Genomic DNA, 15,117 nt, shown 5'->3' on the forward strand with positions numbered 1-15,117 from the left:
ATTGCATAACACAAACCGAAGAACCGTATAGGTCAAAGACTCTTAGATTATTTTAAGCGTCCAGTTGCAAGAGCAAATATTAACTTAACCGAAGTTGGCGAAATACCAATCATTATTCCTAATTTACAAACTCAAGAAACAATTATTACAGAAGTTTATAATCGTCGCTCTGAAGCCCAACGCCTACGCTCTGAAGCAGAAACAGGCTGGCAAATTGCTAAACAATGGTTTGAAGATCAACTGCTAGGAGGTAGCTGATTGTGATTTTTGAGTTTGTGATGGTTTATCAGCAAGATCCTGACACGGATATTAGACAAATTCTAATAGACACATTAACCACCTCCCTACAAGATAACTATGACGAATTTGAGCCTGATACAGTGGAGCAGATGATCATTTTTCAAACTCAAAGGATCGCAAATCAATCAACGAATCAAGACGGCAACACAACCCAAACAATCATTTTAGGATTTACCCTAGATCTACCAGAAGAGGTTAACGAAGCCCAAACAGTCGTTGAAGAATTTGCCAAAGCCTTAACCGAAAAAACCACCCCAATCTCTCATATAGTTAAATTTGAAGACTCACTACTGCAAGCTGATTTAGCCCGATGGTCAGCAGAAATATTTGCCATTGAACCGATGCTCCAGCCGTGTTTGATGGGGATATTGTAACGGTTGAGGAGGATCGTTACGGTTATGGAGAGCAGCGTTTTGTCACATTCGGTTTGTTGCCAGGGCGAGTGATACTAAATCCGTTGAGTAACGCACAGAAAACGGGTTTCTCGGAGAAACCCGTTTTCTACTCATGCACTCATGCAAAACGGAGAATAAATAATCAGTTTTTAATAACTGGATTTAGTATGATTGCCGTTGTCCATAGAGAACGTGAGGATTGCACCCGGATTATTTCTGCAAGAAGAGCGACGAAATATGAACAACGAACCTACTTCGAGCAACTCTCAAACTGATTGGCAACGATTGGATGCGATGAGCGATGAAGATATTGATTTATCAGATTGTCCAGAGATTACGCCAGAAATGTTTGCTAAGGCGGTAGTGCGGCGGGGTTTACCTGCTACAAAAGCCAAGGCTCAAGTTATACTCCCCATTGATAGCGATGTATTGTAAAGTTTCAATAGAAATATAGTCAGATATAGTCAGGCATGGCAATATATGGACATGAAACTATCAGACTATTGTTCGTCACGGGATTTGCTTGGTGTAGGCTAGACTGTAAGCAGCTAACTAAATCACCCCTAATTCTTGTGATAGAGATTTCTCCATGCCCCAAGCCTTGAAAGCAATTTATCATAGTGGTACGTTCATCCTTCAAACAGCTTACGATTTACCTGAAGGCACTGAGGTGGAGCTTTTTGTCAAATCACCTCAAATTATTCCCCCAAAGATTACCGATATTGCGGCTAGGCAGAATTTTTTAAGGCTGCTTGTTGAGCGAATGCAACAAAACCCCATTCCCTCTAATGCTCCCCAGTTTACTAGAGATATGTTGCATGAACGCTGTTGACACAAATGTTTTAATTTACGTCAATGATTCGCGTTATCCTAGTAAGCAGGCAATCGCAGCTTCTCTAGTAGCTAATCTGACAGAGGGAGTTTTAATTTGGCAGGTTGCCTGCGAATATTTAGCGGAAAGCCGCAAACTTGAGCCATTTGGGTATTGCCTATCCTTTGCACACCCAACGAACTGATGGGAGATTAAGTCATGTGGACAGATGAAATTGTCGAGGAGATCCACCGAATCCGTGAAGAGTATGCCAAGTCCTTCAACTATGACTTGGATGCAATCTTTGCAGACCTACGCAAAAAGGAAGCAGCAAGCGGCAGAGAAGTCGTAAACTTATTGCGAAAGCCCAGTCTAACAAGTCGTTGGAGCGGCCAGGCTAGAGAGCTTGATGATGGGATCAAGGATGCTAACCGCCGCTCAACTTAGTTGTTCCCCACTTCCCACGAAAAACTTTTTCTCTATGTGGAGAAAGATTCGCCAATAGACTGGACAAGAATCTCTAGATGAGCGAGGCTATGGGTGGCCATAGCAGTAAATCGCAGACGACTGGTGGGAACGGTAGGAGGACGAATGGCGGGGGCAAAAATCCCTTTTTCTAGCAGTTTTTGCGATAATTCTAGGGCTTGACCTGGATTGGCTACCGGTAAACATAAAATCGCCGCTTCTGAAGGCAATATATTAAGATTATTTAATTTACTCTTGACAAAATTAATATTTTGGTGTAGGCGTTGGCGACGTTCCGGTTCCAGACGAATAATCTCTAAAGCCATTCTAGCAGCGGCGGTGTCGGCGGGGGATAAACCGGTAGTATAAATCCAGGTGGCGGCGCGATTGCGGATAAAATCGATAATTTTGGCGTTTCCGGTCACATATCCCCCTAAACTGCCTAAAGCTTTACTCAGGGTCCCCATCTGAATTAATTCCCGTCCTTGACAACCACAATATTCCACGCAACCTGTGCCATTTTCCCCCATAACCCCAGTAGCGTGGGCCTCATCCACCAAAACCATGCAATTATAAATCTCGGCTAGAGCGAGAATTCCCGCTAGGGGACAGATATCCCCATCCATACTAAACACTGTATCGGTGAGCAGTAAACAATGACGATAGTGATGACGGTGGGCTAATAACTGATTTTCTAAGTCTTCGAGACTATTGTGCCGGTATTCTTTCACCGTGGCACCGCTTAACTTGGCTCCATTTTTGAGGCTAGAGTGATTGTATTGATCGCCTAAAATCAGGTCTTTCTGCCCCACTAAACAGGTAATTGTCCCCAAATTGGCTAAATATCCCGAACTAAAAACGATCGCGTCTTCGCTATTTTTAAAGGATGCGATCGCTAATTCTAAGTCTCGATGAATATCTCGGTGTCCACTTAATAGACGCGAGCCGGTGCTTCCAGTTCCATAGCGTTGTGTTGCTGCTATGGCTGCCGCGATCATTCTTTCATCGGCTGCTAATCCCAGATAATCATTACTGGCAAAATTAATCAGCGATCGACCCTCTAATTCTATAACGGCTCCGCCCCGGCCTTGAATGGTTTTAACCCTTCGATACCAATTGGCCCGATGGAGGGTTTTTAAGCTATCCTCGATCCAAGAATAAGGATGATTCATAGGCGATTTGTCAATATAGTGGTTAGCTAGGGGAAAATAGTCAGATTATTGCCGAAAAAGGCTCTTTTAAGGGTTAATAGTTTCGTAAAAACGACAATCTTGACAGGGACCGGAGGGGTTAATCGCACAGCGCAACAGTTCGGATCTGGCGTTAAAACGACAACTAGCATCCCCCATCACCCAACGTCCTTCAATCAAACTTTTTTCGTTAGGAGTGGGAGCAGTTTGTACATAAAGGGAAATTTTGCGTAAACAATAGCCACCAATCTTGTATTGATACTGGTGGTGACGTTCCAAAACCGCATAGGTTTGTCCTTTTAAGGCCAAATAATTACCCGGTTGTGGCATCCAATCCAACTGTATCTCTCCCAAACTTTGCCGCGGATGGGTTAGAATAACCTCCGTTGTTAATGAATCTTGCTCCATGATTATCCCTGTATTCTGGGCTACCTTTGCTCAATGGTAGCCTAAATCTCTGGCTCTCTTATTCTTTGTGTGATAAGTTTAACTTATATAATAGCGATCAATCTTTGTGTCCTTTGTGTCTCTGTGGTTCGTTCCACTCACTCTAGAATTGCCAATTTCCCGATTAGAGTAGAAGATAAACAGCAGGATTTTTCCGAGAATTTAGTTTATGGTTTACCCCATCCCACCTGAAGATAATCTACCGCAAAAATTTCCGAAAATTCCCTTAGATCGTCGTGCCTATGCTTTCCTGATCGACTTTGCCTCGATCTGGTTTTTAAGCTCCTTTGCTAACAGTTCGCCTGTACTACAATTTTTCCTTTTTCTCCTGATTTGGTGGTGTTTGCGGGTGTTATTAGTCGCGCAGAATCAGGGTCAGAGTTTAGGAAGTTGGGCCCTGGATATGAAGATCATCGATCTACAACTTCAGCGTTTACCCGGAATTTTGGAGTTAAGCAAACGAGAGGCGATCGCTGGTGGCGGGGCAGCTTTAATGATGGTAGGGTTAAATACTTTTTTTGGCAATCCTTTAAGTTTGATTTTACTATCTTCGCCTCTTTTCGCCGATTGTGGTATGGCGATCGGTGATGAGCAATTGAACCGCGCTTTCCACGATCGCATCGGTGGCACGATTGTTATTCCCACCCGTCGGGGTTTTTCTCTCGATCTACGTTTAAGAAGGCTTTGGTATCAAGTTAAGGGCAGAATGAGAAGATAAATAGCAGTTATCAGTGATCAGTGATCAGTTTTAAGTTTTGAGTGATACTAAATCCGGTTATTAAAAACTGGTTATTTATTCCCCCTTTTGCCTTTTGCCGTTCGGCTGTCCTGATATATAGCCTATACTCAACGGATTTAATATTATTCCGCCATCCGAGGGGCATCGGTGGGGGACAAGAAATTAGTCTATTAGGAGTTTACCAAAATGTCAGAAGACAGATTAGAGCGGATCGAGAAAATAGTGGAATCGAACGCTCGCGCTATTCAATCCCTAGCTGATGCCGTCGCTAGTGACCGCGAAGAACGGAAACAGGAGAAAAAAGGGCTTTACGATTACCTAGCTCGAATAGCAAGCGCACAATCAGATTTTTATGAGACTCAAGCCGATTTTTACCGGCATCTAGAGAGAATGGATGATCGACACGCTCAAATGATTGAAATCATCCGACAGATTAACGAGAACAGAAGCGATCAAGCCTAACCTCTAGAAGTTGCCCGTAGCCGTGCCTACGGGCTTAATTAAGCCCGTAGATATTTTGATAATGAACGCTATAGCAGTTTTCATCAGAATGAGGCATGGGCAAGGAGCTTAAGTCCTTTGTTGGCAAAACTTGTCGATACCTCAATAACGTGAAAAGCGCTATAAATAGCAGTTTCCCGGTCTCTTTTCACTGTTTACTGTTCACTGAAAAAGGCGGGATCGGCCGGGGTCGAACCGGCGGCCTAGTGCTTAGGAGGCACTCGCTCTATCCAACTGAGCTACGACCCCTTTTTTCCCTAACCATGATAAGCCATTCATGGCTAAACTGTTGATTGCCATCGATACCCAGCTACTTTCTGTTTTATGGCCGCAACCTTGGCAATATGTTAATTTTATTTGCCCTTGAGGGCTTTTTGAAAATTCTTGCGATAGGCGGGATTAACAGCCAACAGAAGCGGCCAGAACATTGTTAAAGCTAAACGATTGGGTAAACTGGAACTAAAATTAGTGCTTCTGTACCCGTTCCAGAATTTCCAACCACCGACACCATAAAAAATTATTAAGATAAAAATAACGAGTCTCATGCCATCTCATCCTTAGATTTAGACAATTCACATCTCCCATTGTAAGCTTGGGTTTTGCCGGCTTGGGAAAAGAAAATATTGTCCTGAATCCGGGAGACGGTGTTAGAATGCCGGTTAGGAACTAGCTCGATCGAGATAGGAAAACTAAAGCCATAATTTGCAAAAACTATTTAAAAACGGCGAAAAGATAGCCTTGGGAGGAAGTTATGCGAGCGGTACTAATGGCAGGTGGTTCAGGGACAAGATTACGTCCGCTTACTTGTGATCTTCCCAAACCGATGGTTCCGATTCTCAACCGTCCGATCGCCGAACATATTATTAATTTACTGCGAAAGCATGACATTACCGAAATTATCACCACCCTGCACTATCTCCCCGATGTCATGCGCGACTACTTTCAAGACGGCAGCGACTTTGGGGTAAAAATCACCTACGCTGTCGAGGAGGATCAACCCCTAGGCACCGCAGGATGTGTAAAAAATATTGCCGAATGGTTAGATGATACCTTTCTGGTGATTAGTGGCGATAGTATCACCGATTTTGACCTGCAAAAAGCGATCGCATTCCATAAAAGCAAAAACTCGAAAGCAACCCTCGTCCTGACGCGGGTTCCCAATCCGATCGAGTTTGGGGTAGTGATTACCGACAAAGAAGGCAGAATTCGCCGTTTTATCGAAAAACCATCCACCAGCGAGATTTTTTCCGATACTGTCAACACCGGAACCTATATTCTTGAACCAGAAGTCCTCGATTATCTCCCTTACAAAGAAGAAGCCGACTTTTCTAAAGATTTGTTTCCGCTGCTGCTGCAAAGGGGCGAACCTATGTATGGTTATGTGGCCGATGGTTATTGGTGCGATGTCGGTCATCTGGAGGCCTACCGAGAAGCGCAATACGACGCTTTATCCGGCAAAGTTAACCTGGAATTTCCCTATCGAGAAAAATCCCCCGGAGTGTGGGTCGGCACTAATACCTATATCGATCCTAGCGCCCAGATTGAGGCCCCAGCCATGATCGGCAATCATTGCCGCGTTGGTGCAAATGTTCTGATCGAGAGGGGTTCGGTTATCGGCGATAATGTCACCATCGGTGCCGGTTCCGATCTGAAACGTCCCATCCTCTGGAATGGTGTGGTGATCGGGGATGAGGTCAATTTAGCCGCTTGTACGATCGCTAGGGGAACCAGAATCGATCGACGGGCCCAGGTACACGAAGGTGCGGTGATTGGACAATTATCGATCGTGGGGGAAGAAGCGCAGATCAATTCTGGGGTAAGAGTCTGGCCGAGTAAACAGATCGAATCGGGAGCCATCCTCAATATTAACCTGATTTGGGGAAATACTGCCCATAAAAACCTCTTTGGTCAACGAGGAGTATCGGGCCTGGCTAACATCGATATCACGCCCGAATTCGCCGTTAAACTGGGGGCATCCTACGGTTCCATTCTAAAACCGGGGTCAACGGTAATCGTCTCCCGGGATCAACGTAGTGTCTCGCGCATGGTCAGTCGATCGCTGATTGCCGGTTTAATGTCCGTGGGGGTGAATATCCAAAACCTACAAGCGAATGCTTTACCGATTTCGCGGACTTTAGTGGCTAAATTAAACGTAGTCGGTGGCATTCACGTTCGTATTCATCCCGATCGCCCAGATTTTCTCTTAATCGAGTTTTTAGACGAAAAAGGGATTAATGTTTCCAAAGCGAGGGAAAAGAAAATCGAAGGGGCCTATTTCAAAGAAGATCTGCGACGGGTGGGAATGCAGGAAATCGGCAGTATGTCCTATCCGGCTGATATTCTCGATAATTACCGCAAAACCTTTGAAACTCAGCTAAATGTGGAGGTCATTCGCAACAGTAGCTCCAAAATCGTCATTGATTACGCCTACGGAGTCTCAGGGGCAATTTTACCGGAATTACTGGCCAAATTTGGCTGTGATGCCGTGGTTCTCAATGCCAGTTTACGTCAGAATGCCCTTTCCATGCAGGAAAGAGAGTTACTAATCCATCAATTGGGCCATGTGGTGGAGGCCCTGAAAGCGAACTTAGGGGTACAGGTTTCGGCCAATGGGGAACAGTTAGTCCTCGTCGATGAGAGTGGTTTATCGATTCGCGGGGAACAATTAACTGCTCTAATGGTGAATACAATTCTGACCGCCCATCCTCGCGGTACAGTGGTAGTGCCGGTTCATGCTTCTAGTGCCGTGGAACAGATCGCACGTCGTCACGATGGCCGGGTGGTGCGGACAAAAGCCAGTCCTAGCGCTTTAATGGAAGGATGTCAAACCAATCCTAATGTGGTTTTAGGAGGATCTGGGCAAACTGGCTTTATTTTTCCGCAATTACATCCCGGTTTCGATGCCATGTTCAGCGTGGCGAAACTTTTGGAGATGTTAACCATTCAGGAACGTTCTCTAGCTCAGGTGCGGGCCGAGTTACCGCGCATTTACAATAAGAATACGGCGGTGCGTTGTCCTTGGAAAGTCAAGGGATCCTTGATGCGCTATCTGGTGGAAACTCACGCTACCGATAATCTAGAGTTAATCGATGGGGTGAAGGTGATTAATCCCCTCAATGATGACTGGGTATTGATTTTACCCGATGCTGGAGAACCTTTAGTGCATATCTATGCTAACAGTGAGCAGCGGGAATGGGTCGATCGGACAATTAAAGAATATCGTCATCGTGTCCAGCATTTCGTCGAACATTACCAGGGCGAAATAGTGATGATTTAGGATTTTTTTGCCCTATTAGCCCCCGAAACTTGACTATGAGGATTTTTTTGACCTAAAAGGTGTCCTAGCCCTGTAAATGCTCATTTTTCCCGCAAAAGGAAGGCGATTCGATCAGCCGCTGCCTCACCGGTGCGGATCGCTCCCTCAAAAAATCCTGGCCAGCGATCAGCCATTTCTGTGCCGGCCCAGTGAATCGGTCCGACGGGAGTAAAAAGAGCCTCGCCGAAACTTGTCCAGACTCCGGGGGGCATAAAAGCGGCATAGGCGCCACCAGTCCAGGGATCCCCGGGCCAATCCACTTCATCGTAACTGATCGGGAAAAGAGCCTCTTGACCGAAATAAATAGCTAAATCCGAGAGGACGGCGGCACGACGCGCTGGGCCACTCATTGAGCGCCAACGAATATAGCGATCGCCAACCACAAAGGTGGCGATTACCCCGACACCGGTTTCGGGATCGGAACTATCAGCACAGAGTTCCAACCATTGACAATTCCCCTGAGCAACTCCCGCTAGTCCCTGTTTTCGCCAGAAAGGTTGCTCATAGGAAATCAGGATTTTAGCGCAGCATCCCATCGGTACTCGTTGGGTTAGTTGTTCTCGCTGGGGTGGCAGCGGGGGATGATAAATAATGCGGCCGGCAAGATGGGGCGGCATGGCAATGATGGCAAATTTGGCGGTAAAAGTGTTCTGGGTGGTTTCTATGGTGACACCGGCCGAGTCATAATTAAGGCGAACAACTGGTTCCCCCAGTCGAATTCGCTCTCCTAATTCCGCCGCGATCTTGTCGGGAATTTGTCCGGCTCCGCCATGGATCAGTTCGGCTTCTGGATGTTCGGCCTGAGGGGCGCAATTTTGTCCCCAAAGAACGTGCAGCAGTGAGACTTGCTGGGGTTCGGCCGGCCCGAGAAAACCCACTGCACGCACCATATAAGCAAAATACCATTGACCAAAATCTGTGCTGGTGTTTTCTTCAATCCACTGGGCAAAAGTTTTACTGTCTAGTTTTTTGGTGTGATCGTTGCTTTGGGGATAACCGGAAGGTAGGGTTTTAGCTAGTTCTTGAAAACGCGCCCATGCTGACATCGCATCTTGCCATTCTGCCGGGCCGATATCGGGTACTTCTCCCTCGTGGAAACCTTGAAAAAAACCGTTGAATTCATAGCGTTTGTTGTTGAACACTAGGACGGTTTTTCCCTGATTGGGAGAGGGAAAACGACGTATTTTGTACTCATCGAGGAGGGACAAAAAACGCTCTTGGGTTGGACCCACCCACTGACCACCTCGATCGATCCACTGTCCGGAGGGGAGATATTGACCAGACATCCTACCACCGTAACGATTTCGCGCTTCGATCACCAGAACTTGATGACCTTGCCTCTGGAGATTCCGCGCGGCGATTAATCCTGCTAATCCTGCCCCAACCACGATACACTCATAGCTAGTCCACTGGAGATTTGTCATGATTTTAGCTCCACAGAATATTTTATAATTAACAATTATTATTTTCCCCGATTTTTCCCTCAGTTGCTCTATCCATTGGCTCTTTTGATTAAATTATCTGCTGCTATCAATGTTTGATCTTCTTAGCGATCGCTTAAGCCAACACCTAGAACAAATTGTCCGAGAAAGAAACCCTTTTTTCTCTAGTCAAGGACATTTTTATGTGCGAGAATACCTGCGGCAAGAGTTAGGACAGTGGGGAAAGGTTGAATCACATTGTTTCCCTTTTCAGGGAAAAGTTTACGAAAATTTAATCTTGGATTTGCCTAACAATAGTCAAAAACCTCCGATTTTAATTGGCGCTCATTATGACACGGTGCCGGGGTCGCCGGGGGCCGACGATAACGCCACGGGATTAGCGGTATTATTAGAATTAGCGAGGTTTTTTGGGGAGAATCAGGCTAATTATCCAATTCGTTTAATTGCCTTCGATCTAGAAGAATACGGATTACTGGGGAGCATTGCCTACGCAGAAAAATTAAAACAAACTAAGCAGGATTTAAGGTTAATGTTATCCTTAGAAATGCTCGGTTACTGTGATAAAAATCCCCATTCTCAAAAATATCCAGCTTTTCTAGAACATTTTTACCCCAACACCGGGGATTTTATCGCTTTGATTGGCAATCTCAAAACCCGCGAGGATTTAAATTTTCTTAGTCGAGTCATGAGAGAAAATCAGACTCCCTGCGAATGGTTGCCGGTAATTTTTGGAGGTTATATCGTCCCCGATACTCGACGCAGCGATCATTCTCCCTTTTGGGATTGCGGTTATTCGGCAATTATGGTGACAGATACTGCTAATATGCGTAATCCCTATTATCATAGTTCTCAGGATACAATCGCTACTTTGGATTTAAATTTTCTAACAAGAGTCTGTCAAGGTCTCTGTTTTGGATTGCAATCTTTACCGATGAGATAAAAGTTAGCGTGTAGGGTGAGTTAGCGTTAGCGTAATGCACTAATACCAGTTAGAAACTCAACATTATTGACGACATTGGTGTGGTTGGGTTTCGCTCAAGCGTCACTAATATTTGACAGACAAAAGTTATTATTGCTCAACCCAACCGACAAAATCGGCGATCGCTTATGACAAAAATTGCTATCATAGAAACTATTGATATTCAATGATTTAGGGGTAATCATAATGACACAGTTAACTGAAGAACGAAAACAAGAGATTATTGCTGAAGTTTTAGCAGCGAGAGCAAACCGTGAACAATTTCTATTAGAGATGAAACAACGGCAACAAGCAGGGTTAAAAATTGCTCAAAAATGTGCTAGTCTCCTTAAAGAGAAGTATGGAGTCACAAAAGTTGTTTTATTTGGTTCATTGTTAAATTATGAAGAAATAACTCCCCATTCTGATCCTGATTTAGCGGTTTGGGATTTACCAGAGAAAGATTATTTTAAGGCGATAGCAGAGTTAGATAATGGACAGGATTTTGAGGTGGATTTAGTAGAAGTTCAAAAGGCTCATCCTTATATTTTAGCAGCAATTGCTCAGGGGGTCGAATTATGACTAATTTATCAATTCAAGATAGAATTAATCAAGAACTCAATAAAATTTTTCAAGCCCTACAACAGTTAGAGATATTTTTAAGAGAATTATCTCATCAATCGAATGTCATGTATCAAAACGCATTAATTAATTCTATTGCGCTTAATTTGCATGGAGTTTATACTGGAATTGAGCGTATATTTGAAGCGATTGCTAAAAAAATTGATCAAAGATTCCCAACGGGGGATAAATGGCATCGAGATTTATTAGAGCAAATGTCTGTTGATATACCTAGGGTGAGAAAAGCAGTTATTACAGAAGAAACAAGGCTCATTTTGGATGAGTTACGGCAGTTTCGTCATCTGGTGAGAAGTGCTTATTCTTGCCAATTAGATGAGGAAAAGGTTTTAATCATCCCCCATGAAATTGTTAATTCTTATCAAACCATAATCAATGACATTCAATTGTTTTGTAATAATTTAAGTAAGGGAGAAACTTAATTAAAGATAACTGGTGATCGCACTGAATCTAAGTAAAGTGTATCAGGGCAAACATCTTGTTCATGAGGCCATAAGCAAAGTTATTCTGGACTTAAACGTACCTGTAGGGGCAAACCCCCTGTGGTTGACCCCGTGTTGCCCCTGTAGCGCACTAAGCAATACAAGCGCGTAAATCATTAAGAGTAATCATCAACGTCATCGGTTCAAGAGGAGACACATCAAAACCTAAAGCCAAATAAAAATTCTTAGCTTCTTCTGAAATAGCATGAACAATAATTCCCCGAATACCAATGGTATCAGCCGCTTTAACAACCCGTAGCGCACCATCACGAAATAAACCGCATCCTAAACCTTGACCTTGGTAAGAAGTATCTACTGCCAATCGTGCCAAAATTACCACTGGAATTGGGTTAGGCATATTCCGCCGAAATTTACCATTAGCTGATTGTATACTAATCGCCCCGGAAGCAAGGGCGTAATACCCAACTACCCTATTGTCAACGCAGGTAACAAAAGTTCTAGTTGCACCACTGGCTTGATTAGCATAAGCTCGACGCTTCAAGCAATCATCAAGAGAAGTAATTCCGCAGGAAAAATCAGTGATTGAGTGATAACTAGCCAGAGGTTCAGGTGGTGTCAAATTCATTCCTTCTCCCAAGGTGCGAGCGTCTGCATGGTTTTGCGTAAACGTTCATTAGGTTGAGGTGGTGCATCTAGAAGTGCGATAAATTCTGCATAAGCCTCTGGACTAGCCCAAAAAATAGTACGTTCGAGCAAAGTTTCCTCCGCAGCATTCCGCGCGGCTTCCAAAATAAAATCAGTTCTATTCTTACCTTGCACTTTGGCTGCCATATCGATCAAATTGCGTTCTTCTGGCTTAATTCGCAAATTTAGGGTATTACGCGGAGTCCTACTTTTTGTTTTACTACTCATAAGATGGGTGTGTAATTCCAAACTTAATTATTTTAACATAATGTAGTGACAACGACATTACACTATGTACGATACGATACCAGGATTTTTCAGAGAGATGAGCATCATTTGATGAAAGTCTAGGCTTCAAACCTTTCCATTATAACTGATAGGTAAAAGCTGCATCACCGCAGTAACACACCTTAAATAGTCTTGGGTTTCGTTGTTTTAATCCAATCGAGAAGAAGGGGCGTGCTGCTATGCAGTGCCGTAGGCATCGCACTATTATTGAGGAATTAATTTAATTAAACTTCTTAAAGTAGCATTAACGGATTCCGAATTAGGAAAATATTTTTTAACATCAGGATCAAGAATAATTACATCATTTTGCGCTGGAAAATGTTCAACCGTTTTTGTTCCATCTTCATGATGAATAGTAACGCTATGACCTTCCCGATACTGTTGGTAATATTTTCCGCGAACAGGATTTTTAAGTTGACTTAAATCATATTCTTCTCGCAAGTCATCTTCTAATTCATCTTGGATTTTCTCGTTCATAATATCTCCTTTCTTTGGGTGTAACTAATCTTGCACTAATTAAACGAATTTTGTGATCACGATCCGTATAAGAAATAAATAGAAATTTACCTTGATCTGATCAACCTATTATAAGATAGGGATTCTCTCCTGTAGAATGGTCAGGATCATCGAAATTTACAGCTAAGGGATCATCAAATACGGTGGATGCTTCTTCAAAAGAAATGTTATGTTTTCTTTGATTTATTTTTGCTTTCTGTTTATCCTATTCAAATGCTAGTTCCAAATCATTGCCACTTTGCCAACTGAAATATCCCCCATTTATAGCATATCCTGATGGCGGAATAACAATTTTTCCTCTGCGATCGCGTCTTGCCAAAGTTTGACCAATAGAGAGATCTATAAGCGATCGCCGCTGATAGTAAAAGGTGTGTCACCGCAGTAACACACCTTTATTAGTGTTGGGTTTTGTTGTTTCAACCTAATCTAGAAGAAGGGGCGATCGCACTTAAATAAAACTCCCTGTTGATGAATCATATTGAAGTTGCTTAATAGGATTATCTTGAAATGTAACTTCTGTAAATTTTTCAGGTAGCTTTGAAATAACAGTTCCAGAGCTTAGAGGAGTTTGTAACCAAACATAGACAATATTAGATGGAGCAAAAGTTATAGGATAAGTAGAGGGAACAACTGAGGCATTTAGTGGAGACTGTGGAATATTTTGACCATTAATAGATGCTTTCTGCTGTAACCCAAAAGTTAAGGCTGGATACTGAGTATTTGGCATATTGTTATTAACTTTATAAGCTCCAGAAGGAGGAGAGTTAGAATCAGTAAAGGGTCCGTCAAATAACCCATTGGATGTGAATGAATAATAACTAGCATCAATAGCAGGATAATCAGTCTGACTAATTTTTGAGATAACAGTTCCTTTGGTTAATTCAAACTGAGATGAGCAATAAATTGAATACTCTTCATTCCAGGTAATACTATTATATGGAAATGGCTCAAAAACTAGCCAAATCAAGGAGGGAGTAAAACTTGATATTGCCATAGATTCTCCAACATTAATCTCAAAATTAACGAGTTTTGCTAACGTAATTCTTAACGTTGCCGCTTTAATAATTTTTAGATCATCAGAATTAATTGAGAGCGTTAAAGAAAAATCGACCATTAGTTAAAGAAAAATCGACCATTAACTTTTCGCTTTTTAGAAATCGTAGATAACAGGATAGTGATCTGACACAATAAAATTGTCAAGTACCGTACCAATAACTCCTGGTCCCGGATTTTTAAAAGCATAGTCTAAGTTTGTTCCGCTACCAGGATGAGTAGGAACTGGATTATGAGGACAATAAGCTGTTCCAGGAGGAACAATTTTAGGAGAGCCACTTCCAGGCAGACCCCATTGGGTTGGATCACAATTATAATCTCCAGCCGCAAACCAAGAGCCACCTGTAAGATTTATATTAGCAAGTAGTCCAGGTCCATCATTGCCATTACCTGAAAAGGCGTGAAGACTAAAAATGTCTGCGTTTCCTGCTGGACCATACAAAAGGCGCATCCCAATGGCTGGTCTACCTCCCAGTGGATTGGGAATATAGATTAAATTCAAAGGGGGCAATACAGAGGCAACAGCTACATTATTTCGATGTCCTGTAGCATCTGTTTCAATCCAGATAATATAGACATTAAAAGGTCGGCTAGAAGTGCCAAGATTCCACAAAAGATAAGCTCCGTTCAAACCGACTGGGGGCGCAAAACCGGGCAACCAACCTGGTGCTGCTGCTGGTACAGCCGATGGTGGAGGATTGCCAGACTCTTGTAAGCAAGCTACGTTAACTCCTGCTTGCAGAAAGAGTCGTTTAACATCTGCATTCCATTTACTTTCACCGCCTCCCGTTGCTCCTTGCATATTCCAAGTGACGACACGCATAATTACTCCTAATTTACAGTTCAAAATGATTGATAGTCTATGGTCTTAGCTTTTAGATTCGGCTTCTTGCTTTTTAACTTCTATTGAGAAGCTAGAATGTATGGTTC

At 43.2% G+C, this 15,117-nt stretch carries 19 protein-coding genes, 1 tRNA gene and 2 pseudogenes; 11 read left to right on the plus strand and 11 right to left on the minus strand.

From position 1 onward, the window contains the following. The first annotated feature begins 260 nt into the window (after window positions 1-260). The 5 genes and pseudogenes from ACQY1Y_RS21600 to ACQY1Y_RS21620 all read left to right on the plus strand — a co-directional run bounded on the left by ACQY1Y_RS21600 (window position 261) and on the right by ACQY1Y_RS21620 (window position 1,953). Entirely contained in the window at window positions 261-674 is a 414-nt protein-coding gene (locus ACQY1Y_RS21600; RefSeq protein WP_430013544.1) for a hypothetical protein, read from the plus strand. Between the two features lie 191 nt (window positions 675-865). Continuing rightward, window positions 866-970: pseudogene (locus tag ACQY1Y_RS21605) on the plus strand (BrnT family toxin); the annotation flags it as partial. Continuing rightward, entirely contained in the window at window positions 933-1,130 is a 198-nt protein-coding gene (locus ACQY1Y_RS21610) for a hypothetical protein (RefSeq protein WP_002795803.1), read from the plus strand. The pseudogene ACQY1Y_RS21605 and the gene ACQY1Y_RS21610, both read left to right, overlap by 38 nt. 154 nt (window positions 1,131-1,284) lie before the next feature. Then, window positions 1,285-1,527: an antitoxin family protein gene (locus tag ACQY1Y_RS21615; RefSeq protein WP_002755898.1), complete on the plus strand. Its 243-nt coding sequence runs from the start codon at window positions 1,285-1,287 to the stop codon at window positions 1,525-1,527. A 198-nt stretch (window positions 1,528-1,725) separates the two neighbouring features. Continuing rightward, a complete protein-coding gene (locus ACQY1Y_RS21620) occupies window positions 1,726-1,953 on the plus strand; it encodes a hypothetical protein (RefSeq protein ID WP_016516502.1) in 228 nt (75 codons plus the stop codon). Between the two features lie 32 nt (window positions 1,954-1,985). Here ACQY1Y_RS21620 and bioF read toward each other — a convergent pair whose 3' ends face one another. Further along, entirely contained in the window at window positions 1,986-3,143 is a 1,158-nt protein-coding gene (gene bioF / locus ACQY1Y_RS21625; protein ID WP_430013545.1) for an 8-amino-7-oxononanoate synthase, read from the minus strand. Between the two features lie 66 nt (window positions 3,144-3,209). Then, on the minus strand, window positions 3,210-3,569 hold the full coding sequence (locus ACQY1Y_RS21630; protein WP_002747143.1) for a DUF6464 family protein: 360 nt from the start codon (window positions 3,567-3,569) through the stop codon (window positions 3,210-3,212). Window positions 3,570-3,777: 208 nt separating this feature from the next. Here ACQY1Y_RS21630 and ACQY1Y_RS21635 point away from each other — a divergent pair, with 208 nt between their 5' ends. Beyond that, window positions 3,778-4,326: an RDD family protein gene (locus ACQY1Y_RS21635; RefSeq protein WP_002739343.1), complete on the plus strand. Its 549-nt coding sequence runs from the start codon at window positions 3,778-3,780 to the stop codon at window positions 4,324-4,326. 207 nt (window positions 4,327-4,533) lie between these two features. Further along, window positions 4,534-4,809, plus strand: a complete 276-nt coding sequence (locus ACQY1Y_RS21640; protein WP_002738957.1) for a hypothetical protein — start codon at window positions 4,534-4,536, stop codon at window positions 4,807-4,809. Between the two features lie 214 nt (window positions 4,810-5,023). Here the strand turns inward: ACQY1Y_RS21640 and ACQY1Y_RS21645 are convergent. After that, window positions 5,024-5,097: transfer RNA gene (locus tag ACQY1Y_RS21645), tRNA-Arg, on the minus strand. Between the two features lie 104 nt (window positions 5,098-5,201). Then, window positions 5,202-5,393, minus strand: a complete 192-nt coding sequence (locus ACQY1Y_RS21650; RefSeq protein ID WP_430013546.1) for a hypothetical protein — start codon at window positions 5,391-5,393, stop codon at window positions 5,202-5,204. Window positions 5,394-5,599: 206 nt separating this feature from the next. Between ACQY1Y_RS21650 and ACQY1Y_RS21655 the strand changes: the two genes are divergently transcribed. Then, complete coding sequence (locus ACQY1Y_RS21655) at window positions 5,600-8,125, plus strand: sugar phosphate nucleotidyltransferase (RefSeq protein ID WP_430013547.1); 2,526 nt, start codon at window positions 5,600-5,602, stop codon at window positions 8,123-8,125. Between the two features lie 80 nt (window positions 8,126-8,205). Here ACQY1Y_RS21655 and ACQY1Y_RS21660 read toward each other — a convergent pair whose 3' ends face one another. Beyond that, window positions 8,206-9,588 carry a flavin monoamine oxidase family protein gene (locus ACQY1Y_RS21660; RefSeq protein ID WP_430013548.1) on the minus strand — a complete coding sequence of 461 codons (1,383 nt, stop codon included), beginning with the start codon at window positions 9,586-9,588 and terminating at the stop codon, window positions 8,206-8,208. A gap of 109 nt (window positions 9,589-9,697) precedes the next feature. Between ACQY1Y_RS21660 and ACQY1Y_RS21665 the strand changes: the two genes are divergently transcribed. The 3 genes from ACQY1Y_RS21665 to ACQY1Y_RS21675 all read left to right on the plus strand — a co-directional run bounded on the left by ACQY1Y_RS21665 (window position 9,698) and on the right by ACQY1Y_RS21675 (window position 11,625). Then, entirely contained in the window at window positions 9,698-10,546 is an 849-nt protein-coding gene (locus ACQY1Y_RS21665; protein ID WP_430013549.1) for a M28 family metallopeptidase, read from the plus strand. Window positions 10,547-10,771: 225 nt separating this feature from the next. After that, window positions 10,772-11,146: a nucleotidyltransferase family protein gene (locus ACQY1Y_RS21670; protein WP_130757700.1), complete on the plus strand. Its 375-nt coding sequence runs from the start codon at window positions 10,772-10,774 to the stop codon at window positions 11,144-11,146. Beyond that, complete coding sequence (locus ACQY1Y_RS21675) at window positions 11,143-11,625, plus strand: hypothetical protein (RefSeq protein ID WP_002738740.1); 483 nt, start codon at window positions 11,143-11,145, stop codon at window positions 11,623-11,625. The genes ACQY1Y_RS21670 and ACQY1Y_RS21675 overlap by 4 nt, the downstream gene beginning before the upstream one ends. 151 nt (window positions 11,626-11,776) lie before the next feature. On the opposite strand, the gene ACQY1Y_RS21680 is transcribed toward ACQY1Y_RS21675, so the two are convergent. From ACQY1Y_RS21680 to ACQY1Y_RS21705, 6 genes and pseudogenes are all read right to left on the minus strand, one after another. Beyond that, window positions 11,777-12,271: a GNAT family N-acetyltransferase gene (locus ACQY1Y_RS21680; protein WP_002778801.1), complete on the minus strand. Its 495-nt coding sequence runs from the start codon at window positions 12,269-12,271 to the stop codon at window positions 11,777-11,779. Beyond that, complete coding sequence (locus tag ACQY1Y_RS21685; protein ID WP_287739371.1) at window positions 12,268-12,558, minus strand: DUF1778 domain-containing protein; 291 nt, start codon at window positions 12,556-12,558, stop codon at window positions 12,268-12,270. The genes ACQY1Y_RS21680 and ACQY1Y_RS21685 overlap by 4 nt, the downstream gene beginning before the upstream one ends. Before the next feature lie 264 nt (window positions 12,559-12,822). Beyond that, window positions 12,823-13,095 (minus strand): hypothetical protein, encoded by a 273-nt coding sequence (locus ACQY1Y_RS21690; protein ID WP_002799473.1) that lies wholly within the window; start codon window positions 13,093-13,095, stop codon window positions 12,823-12,825. After that, a pseudogene (locus ACQY1Y_RS21695) lies at window positions 13,073-13,321 on the minus strand (BrnT family toxin). The gene ACQY1Y_RS21690 and the pseudogene ACQY1Y_RS21695 overlap by 23 nt, the downstream one beginning before the upstream one ends. A gap of 261 nt (window positions 13,322-13,582) precedes the next feature. Beyond that, a complete protein-coding gene (locus ACQY1Y_RS21700; RefSeq protein ID WP_430013550.1) occupies window positions 13,583-14,248 on the minus strand; it encodes a hypothetical protein in 666 nt (221 codons plus the stop codon). 36 nt (window positions 14,249-14,284) lie between these two features. Then, a complete protein-coding gene (locus ACQY1Y_RS21705; protein WP_149986003.1) occupies window positions 14,285-15,010 on the minus strand; it encodes an endonuclease/exonuclease/phosphatase family protein in 726 nt (241 codons plus the stop codon). Between the last annotated feature and the right edge of the window lie 107 nt (window positions 15,011-15,117).

It is taken from the genome of Microcystis ichthyoblabe FBCC-A1114, from assembly GCF_050500245.1.
Taxonomy (GTDB): domain Bacteria; phylum Cyanobacteriota; class Cyanobacteriia; order Cyanobacteriales; family Microcystaceae; genus Microcystis; species Microcystis ichthyoblabe_A.